The sequence below is a fragment of the Buchnera sp. (in: enterobacteria) genome (assembly GCF_056343165.1).
On record NZ_JBWHTS010000005.1, the window covers coordinates 37,623 to 44,244 of the forward strand.

At 25.4% G+C, this 6,622-nt stretch carries 7 protein-coding genes and 1 pseudogene; 5 read left to right on the plus strand and 3 right to left on the minus strand.

The features are described from left to right. Nucleotides 1–3 precede the first annotated feature (3 nt). Together trmD and rplS are read left to right on the plus strand one after the other, a co-directional pair. Nucleotides 4–773: pseudogene (gene trmD, locus ACTP5B_RS03020) on the plus strand (tRNA (guanosine(37)-N1)-methyltransferase TrmD). Nucleotides 774–806: 33 nt separating this feature from the next. Beyond that, the gene (rplS, locus tag ACTP5B_RS03025) at nt 807–1,154 is read left to right on the plus strand and encodes a 50S ribosomal protein L19 (protein WP_464829895.1); all 348 of its coding nucleotides are present in this window, start codon (nt 807–809) and stop codon (nt 1,152–1,154) included. Nucleotides 1,155–1,236: 82 nt separating this feature from the next. Here rplS and tldD read toward each other — a convergent pair whose 3' ends face one another. Next, nucleotides 1,237–2,688, minus strand: coding sequence for a metalloprotease TldD (gene tldD / locus ACTP5B_RS03030; RefSeq protein WP_464829896.1), 1,452 nt, complete (start codon nt 2,686–2,688; stop codon nt 1,237–1,239). Between the two features lie 149 nt (nt 2,689–2,837). Between tldD and aroQ the strand changes: the two genes are divergently transcribed. Continuing rightward, the gene (gene aroQ, locus ACTP5B_RS03035) at nt 2,838–3,308 is read left to right on the plus strand and encodes a type II 3-dehydroquinate dehydratase (protein WP_464829898.1); all 471 of its coding nucleotides are present in this window, start codon (nt 2,838–2,840) and stop codon (nt 3,306–3,308) included. A gap of 214 nt (nt 3,309–3,522) precedes the next feature. Here aroQ and fis read toward each other — a convergent pair whose 3' ends face one another. Both fis and rluD read right to left on the minus strand, forming a co-directional pair. Continuing rightward, a complete protein-coding gene (gene fis / locus ACTP5B_RS03040; protein ID WP_464829899.1) occupies nt 3,523–3,819 on the minus strand; it encodes a DNA-binding transcriptional regulator Fis in 297 nt (98 codons plus the stop codon). 129 nt (nt 3,820–3,948) lie between these two features. Beyond that, nucleotides 3,949–4,902 (minus strand): 23S rRNA pseudouridine(1911/1915/1917) synthase RluD, encoded by a 954-nt coding sequence (gene rluD, locus ACTP5B_RS03045; RefSeq protein WP_464829903.1) that lies wholly within the window; start codon nt 4,900–4,902, stop codon nt 3,949–3,951. Between the two features lie 173 nt (nt 4,903–5,075). Between rluD and ACTP5B_RS03050 the strand changes: the two genes are divergently transcribed. Both ACTP5B_RS03050 and ACTP5B_RS03055 read left to right on the plus strand, forming a co-directional pair. Continuing rightward, nucleotides 5,076–5,819: an outer membrane protein assembly factor BamD gene (locus ACTP5B_RS03050; RefSeq protein WP_464829904.1), complete on the plus strand. Its 744-nt coding sequence runs from the start codon at nt 5,076–5,078 to the stop codon at nt 5,817–5,819. A 131-nt stretch (nt 5,820–5,950) separates the two neighbouring features. Further along, the coding region (locus tag ACTP5B_RS03055) for an alanine--tRNA ligase-related protein (protein ID WP_464829900.1) at nt 5,951–6,622 on the plus strand (672 nt) is incomplete at its 3' end.

The following is a 6,622-nucleotide window of genomic DNA, read 5'->3' on the forward strand; positions in this document are numbered from 1 at the left end:
AATATAAAAAAAAAACATAATACTACAATATGGTTTAATATTGTCACTATTTTTCCAGAAATGTTTCGTGCAATTACTGATTATGGAATCGTCGGACGAGCAATCAAAAAAAAAATTATTGATATTAAATTTTTAAACCCGAGACGTTTTAGCAAAAATAAATATAAATCTGTAGACGATCGTCCTTATGGAGGAGGACCCGGGATGTTAATGAGTGTCGAACCATTATATTTAGCTATTCAAGAAGCTAAATCTAAATTTGCGAATGCAACTGTTATTTATTTGTCTCCGCAAGGAAAAGAACTAGAACAAAATAACATGCAAGAATTAATTGCAAAAACAAAAATTATTTTAATATGTGGTCGATATGAGGGAATTGACCAACGAATTATAGATAATCAAGTAGATGAAGAATGGTCTATTGGCAATTATATACTAACTGGAGGAGAATTAGCTGCTATGGTTATGATTGACTCTATATCTCGATTAATACCAGGTGTAGTTAAAAAAAAAAATCAATAGAAGAAGATTCTTTCGCTAATAATTTACTTGATTATCCTAGTTATACTCGGCCTGAAATTATAAAACAAATGTCAGTACCTAAAGTGTTATTGTCTGGAAATCATAATAAAATTCGCATGTGGCGTTTAAAACAATCACTTGGGAAAACATGGATTAAACGTCCTGATCTTCTAAAGAAAAAAATTTTAACTAAAGAAGAAAAAATTCTATTAGATGAATTTAAAAAATCAGAAAAAAAAAATAATTATTAATTTCTTTTATTCGTCTAAATTGAAGAGGAAATCATGCTCAATATAATTCAAGAAATTGAAACAAAACAAATAAAAAAAAATATACCTATTTTTAGGCCCGGAGATACTGTAGAAGTTAAAGTTTGGGTAATTGAATCTTCTAAAAAACGTCTACAATCTTTTGAAGGAATAGTAATAGCAAAAAAAAATCGTTTGTTAAATTCATCTTTTACTGTACGTAAAATATCTAATGGAGAGGGTATTGAACGAGTTTTTCAAACACATTCTTGTAGTATTGATGAAATTATTATTAAAAGAAGAGGTTTAGTTAGAAAAGCAAAATTATATTACTTGAGAGCTCGAACTGGAAAATCCGCTCGTATTAAAGAAAGACTAGGTTAATTTTAACATGCAGTCATGACAGAATTCTTGACTGCATTATTTTTATAGTAGTAAAATAAAAGTAAATTTTTATCTTCGAAAATTATGCAGTGCCACCTATGGTTAATTTTTCTAATTTCATAGATGGCTGACCTATCCCAACCGGAATATTTTGGCCATCTTTTCCACACATACCCATTCCGTGATCCATTTTTAAATCATCACCAACCATGGATATTTGTTGCATAACTTCTAGACCTGATCCTATTAGAGTTGTATTTTTAATCGGTGTAATAATTTTTCCTTTTTGGATTAAATAAGCTTCTGAAGTAGAAAAGACAAATTTTCCAGAAGTAATATCAACTTGACCTCCAGAAAAATTGACAGCATATATCCCATAATCAACACTGTTGATGATGTCATCTAATTTCGATTTTCCGGATAACATATAAGTATTAGTCATACGGGGCATTGGTAAACATGCATAAGATTCACGACGTCCATTTCCAGTAGATTGCATTCCCATTAAACGTGCATTCAGTTTGTCTTGCATGTATTTTTTCAATATACCATTTTCAATTAAAATATTATACTGACCAGGAGTGCCTTCATCATCAATACTTAACGAACCACGTTGATTTTTAACTGTTCCATCATCAATAATAGTACATAATTCTGATGCAACTTTTTTACCAATCATATTGGTAAATACTGAAGTTCCTTTTCTATTAAAATCACCTTCTAGGCCATGTCCTATAGCCTCATGCAACAAAACACCTGGCCATCCAGATCCTAAAACTACTGGAAATGTCCCTGAAGGAGCATCTTTAGATGATAAATTCAATAACGCTATACGAACTGCTTCTCTAGACCAATAATCAAGCCGTGTTTCCTTTGAAAAATCATCTTTATTTAAAAAAAAGTTATAATCAGTACGGCTTCCTCCTCCGCTTCTACCACGCTCTCTTTTCCCATGATCTTCAACTAAAACACTAATTGAAAATTGTACTGATGGTCTTATATCAGTTGCCAAATCACCATCAGTAGAAGCAATCAAGATTTTTTCATATGTTCCTGTTAAACTGGCATTAACTTCTGTAACGCGATGATCAAGACTGCGCGCTATGTGATCTGCTCTATAAAGAAGATCAATTTTTTCTCGAGAAGAAAATGATCTTAAAGGATCAGTACTACTATAAAAAGGTTGTATTTGTTTTTTTGATAAAGTTTTAGCCTTTACTAAACCTTTTGTAAAAATAATACTACACGCTTTTTTAGTACTTGTTCGCAGAGAATCTATTGATATTTGATCTGCATATGAAAATCCTGTACTTTCTCCTTTGATAGCTCTAACACCAATGCCTTCATCAGAATGATAATTTCCTTCTTTTATAATACCATTCTCTAGTGACCAAGATTCATGAAGATTAGATTGAAAATAAAGGTCTCCATAATCTAACTTGCGAGTACAGAGTTCTTCTAAAGAACTAAAAATATCTTGATGATTTATTTTGTTTTGAGTTAATAAAGATTCTGTAACTAATTCAAATGTCATTTAAACTCACTTAATTTATGATAATATTATATGTATCTATTATAAAATATAAAATGAAAAAACAAAAAATATTTTTTCTAAAAATATTATATAGCATTTTAAAAAATATATTTTATTATATTTAAATTCAATTGTTAAAAGAGAAAAATATGAAGAATATTATAAATGTATTATTAATAAATGGACCTAATTTAAATCTTCTAGGAACCAGAGAAACTGAAATTTATGGTAATATTACTCTGAATAATTTGATAGAAAAATTAAAAATAAAAGCAAAAAAACTTAATTTATCTTTACATCATATACAATCTAATGCAGAACATGTATTAATCGATAAAATTCACTCTTCAAGAAAAAATATAGATTATATTATTATCAATCCAGCTGCATTTACGCATACTAGTATAGCTATCAGAGATGCATTAATTGCAGTTGATATACCTTTTATCGAAGTCCATATTTCAAATATTTATTCTAGAGAAAATTTTCGTTCTCATTCATGGTTGTCTGATATTTCTAAAGGTGTAATTTGCGGATTAGGTTTAGACGGTTACTATTGGGCATTAGAGACAATATTTAATAGAATGATAGGTTTAAAAAAAAATAAAATTTATGAATAAAAAAAATTTTTAGAATATAAAAAATTTTAAAAATTATTATTTTAAAAATTTTATAAAATAAAATATAATTATAATATATTTATAAAACATTAAATGATTTTGCAAAATATGATAAAAAATTTTAAATTAATTTAAAATATGCTATTGCACTCTCTCAAATTTTCATAAAATAGAAAGTGCAATTTAAAAACAATCAAAAAAATCTTTAAAATAATTAATTCATATTATATTTTTTTAATTTTTTACGTAATGTGCTACGATTTATTCCCATTATTAAAGAAGCACGTGTTTGATTTCCTCTAGTATACTGCATTATTATATCTAAAATCGGTTGTTCTAATTCAGCTAATACTAATTCATATAAATTGTTTACAACTTTACCATTTAAATTTAACAAATAATATTTTAAAGATTTTTTAACTAATTCACTCAAAGGTTGTTTTATGTTTTTACCTTCATTGTTTATAGTAGATAAAAATAAAAATTCTGTATTTATTTTTTTTTTTAGCATAATACTATCAACTCTTGGTTTTTGTATAATTATATGTATTATATAAAGAAATTTTACTTAAAAAGAAAAATTTATATAAAAATATACATATTTTATTAGAAACAAAAATAATAATAAATAAAAATATTATTAAATACTCTGTATTTTTGAAATAAGTTCTTTCATATCTTCAGGCAAAGGTATTGTCCAAGATACTAAGTTTTTAGTAACAGGGTGATAAAAAGAAAGATGGCTTGCATGTAACGCTTGACGAGAAAATGTATATATTTTATTGATTTTTTTATTTTTTCTACAATTTATTTGAATTTTAAAAGTTCCTCCATAAAAAGGATCTCCAACTAACGGATATTTAATATATAACATATGAACACGAATTTGATGTGTACGTCCTGTTTCTAATCGTATAGCTATATGAGTATGAAATTTAAAACGATTGATAATTTTATAATGTGTTACTGATTGTTTTCCTAAATCATGAACCGTCATACACCTTCTTTTAGTATGATGACGCATGATAGGTTTATTTATAGTCCCACCTGAAATCATTTTTCCTCTAACAATTCCTTCATATTTTCGAGTAATTTTTCTTTTTTTTAATAATTTTAATAAGTAATTATAAGCAAAAATAGTTTTTGCAATCACCATTAATCCGCTAGTATATTTATCTAAACGATGAACTATACCGGCACGAGGTAAATCTTTAATATTTTTATAACGATATAATAAAGCATTTAAAATTGTACCTTTTCTATTTCCAGGACCCGGATGTACAACTAAACCAGCAGGTTTATTAATTATTAATATATCTTTATCCTCATAAACAATATTTAAAAAAATGTTTTCAGGAGTATTAGATAATAAATCTTGAGGGAAAGGATGAATTGTAAGAATTTCTCCTCCTAAAATTTTTTTATCAGGTTGATTGATAATTCCATTATTAACTAGTACCCGATTCATAATAATTAAATTCTTTAGGTAAGAACGAGAATATTCTTTAAATAATTTAGATAAAACCAAATCTAGTCTTTGTCCTGAAAACAAAAAACATGATGCAGTAGAACTTAATTCTATTTTTTTCAATATGATTGTCCTTCTTTGTCCTTCTTGTAATTAAATGAATATTTTTATAGTAATTAAAACGAATCTTTAATATTTATAGAATATGATATTCTATTTATAGAATATGGTATTCTATATAATTACAAACATAAACATTTTAATAAAAAATTTTATTAATTGAAATTGAATACAAAATGATGAAAAAAAAGAACAGCATTATATTGATTTTTATGATTTTATTTTTGAACTTAACAGTTCATTCTAAATCTTTAAGTAATCATTATTTTATAGAAACATATACTCTCTATGAAAAGTCTAAAAAAGAGTTAAAAGAAGAAAATTTTAACAATGCTATATTAATATTAGAAAAAATAAAGAAAAACAACGTTACTAATTTTAGTAGGGATAAAATTCAAATGCATTTAATTTATGCTTACTATAAAATTTTTAATTTTGAAATGGCCGAAAAAAATATAAAAGAATTTATCAATTTTTATCCCAATCATCCTAATTTAGATTATGTTAAATATATACAATGCCTAATTAGTATGTCTTTAGATAAAGATGTGTTTTTTAAAATTTTACCCATAGATTATTACAAAAATGATCTTAATTATGCGAAAAATGCATTCTTTCAACTACAAAATTTCATACACAAATATCCTCAAAGTCACTATATTATAAATGCTAAAAAAAATTTAATATATATAAAAAATCGTTTATCTGAACATGATCTTGAAATCTTAAAATTTTATTTTTTCAATAAAGAATATATAGCAGTTGTAAATAGAGGAGAAGAAATGATCCAAAAATATTCAGAAACGCCAGCTGCAAGAAAAAGTCTCATATATATGAAAAAGTCTTATAAAGCATTAAGAATTTTTGACACAGCAAAAAAAATATCAAAAATAATTTTACTAAATAAAATTCAAGAAAATTAAAATTTAACAGAAAGAATTGTAAAATATTATTCTTTTATAATTTTTTAAAAATTTTAAAGATACAATAAATAAATTCTACTTTTAGAATACTTTATATAATTAATATGTATTTTTACATTAACAAGAAAATAATGAATATAACAACAGACAAAATACGTCAAGATTTTTTAAAATTTTTTCAAGAAAAAGGACATGTTATTGTTCCAAGTAGCTCTTTAGTTCCATATAATGATTCTACATTATTATTTACTAATGCAGGTATGAATCAATTTAAAGAAATATTTTTAAGTGAAAAAAAAAGCAATTACCCACGTATAGCTACTATTCAACGCTGTTTGAGAACTGGAGGAAAACATAACGATTTAGAAAATGTAGGATATAGTTCAAAACATCATACATTTTTTGAAATGCTTGGAAACTTTAGTTTTGGGGACTATTTTAAAGAAAAAGCAATTGAGTACGCTTGGGAATTATTAACATCAAAAAAATGGTTTAATATACCGAAGAATAAATTGTGGGTATCAGTATACCAAAATGACAGTGAAACATATAAAATATGGAATAAAATCATTAAAATACCTACTGAACGTATTATAAAAATAGGTGATAAAAATCATACTCAATATAATTCTGAAAATTTTTGGCAAATGGGTGATAGCGGACCATGTGGTCCTTGTACTGAAATATTTTATGATTATGAAAATAAAAAAATAGACAATTCAAAAGAATTTTTAGAAAACAAAAATAATCGTTTTATTGAAATTTGGAATATTGTTTTTATAGAATTCAATCGTGTTTCCAAG

Coding starts and splice junctions, on each gene's coding strand:
- ACTP5B_RS03050 (WP_464829904.1), top strand. CDS start 5,076: ATGAAAAAAAAGAACAGCATTATATTGATTTTTATGATTTTATTTTTG.
- aroQ (WP_464829898.1), top strand. CDS start 2,838: ATGAAGAATATTATAAATGTATTATTAATAAATGGACCTAATTTAAAT.
- fis (WP_464829899.1), bottom strand. CDS start 3,819: ATGCTAAAAAAAAAAATAAATACAGAATTTTTATTTTTATCTACTATA.
- rplS (WP_464829895.1), top strand. CDS start 807: ATGCTCAATATAATTCAAGAAATTGAAACAAAACAAATAAAAAAAAAT.
- tldD (WP_464829896.1), bottom strand. CDS start 2,688: ATGACATTTGAATTAGTTACAGAATCTTTATTAACTCAAAACAAAATA.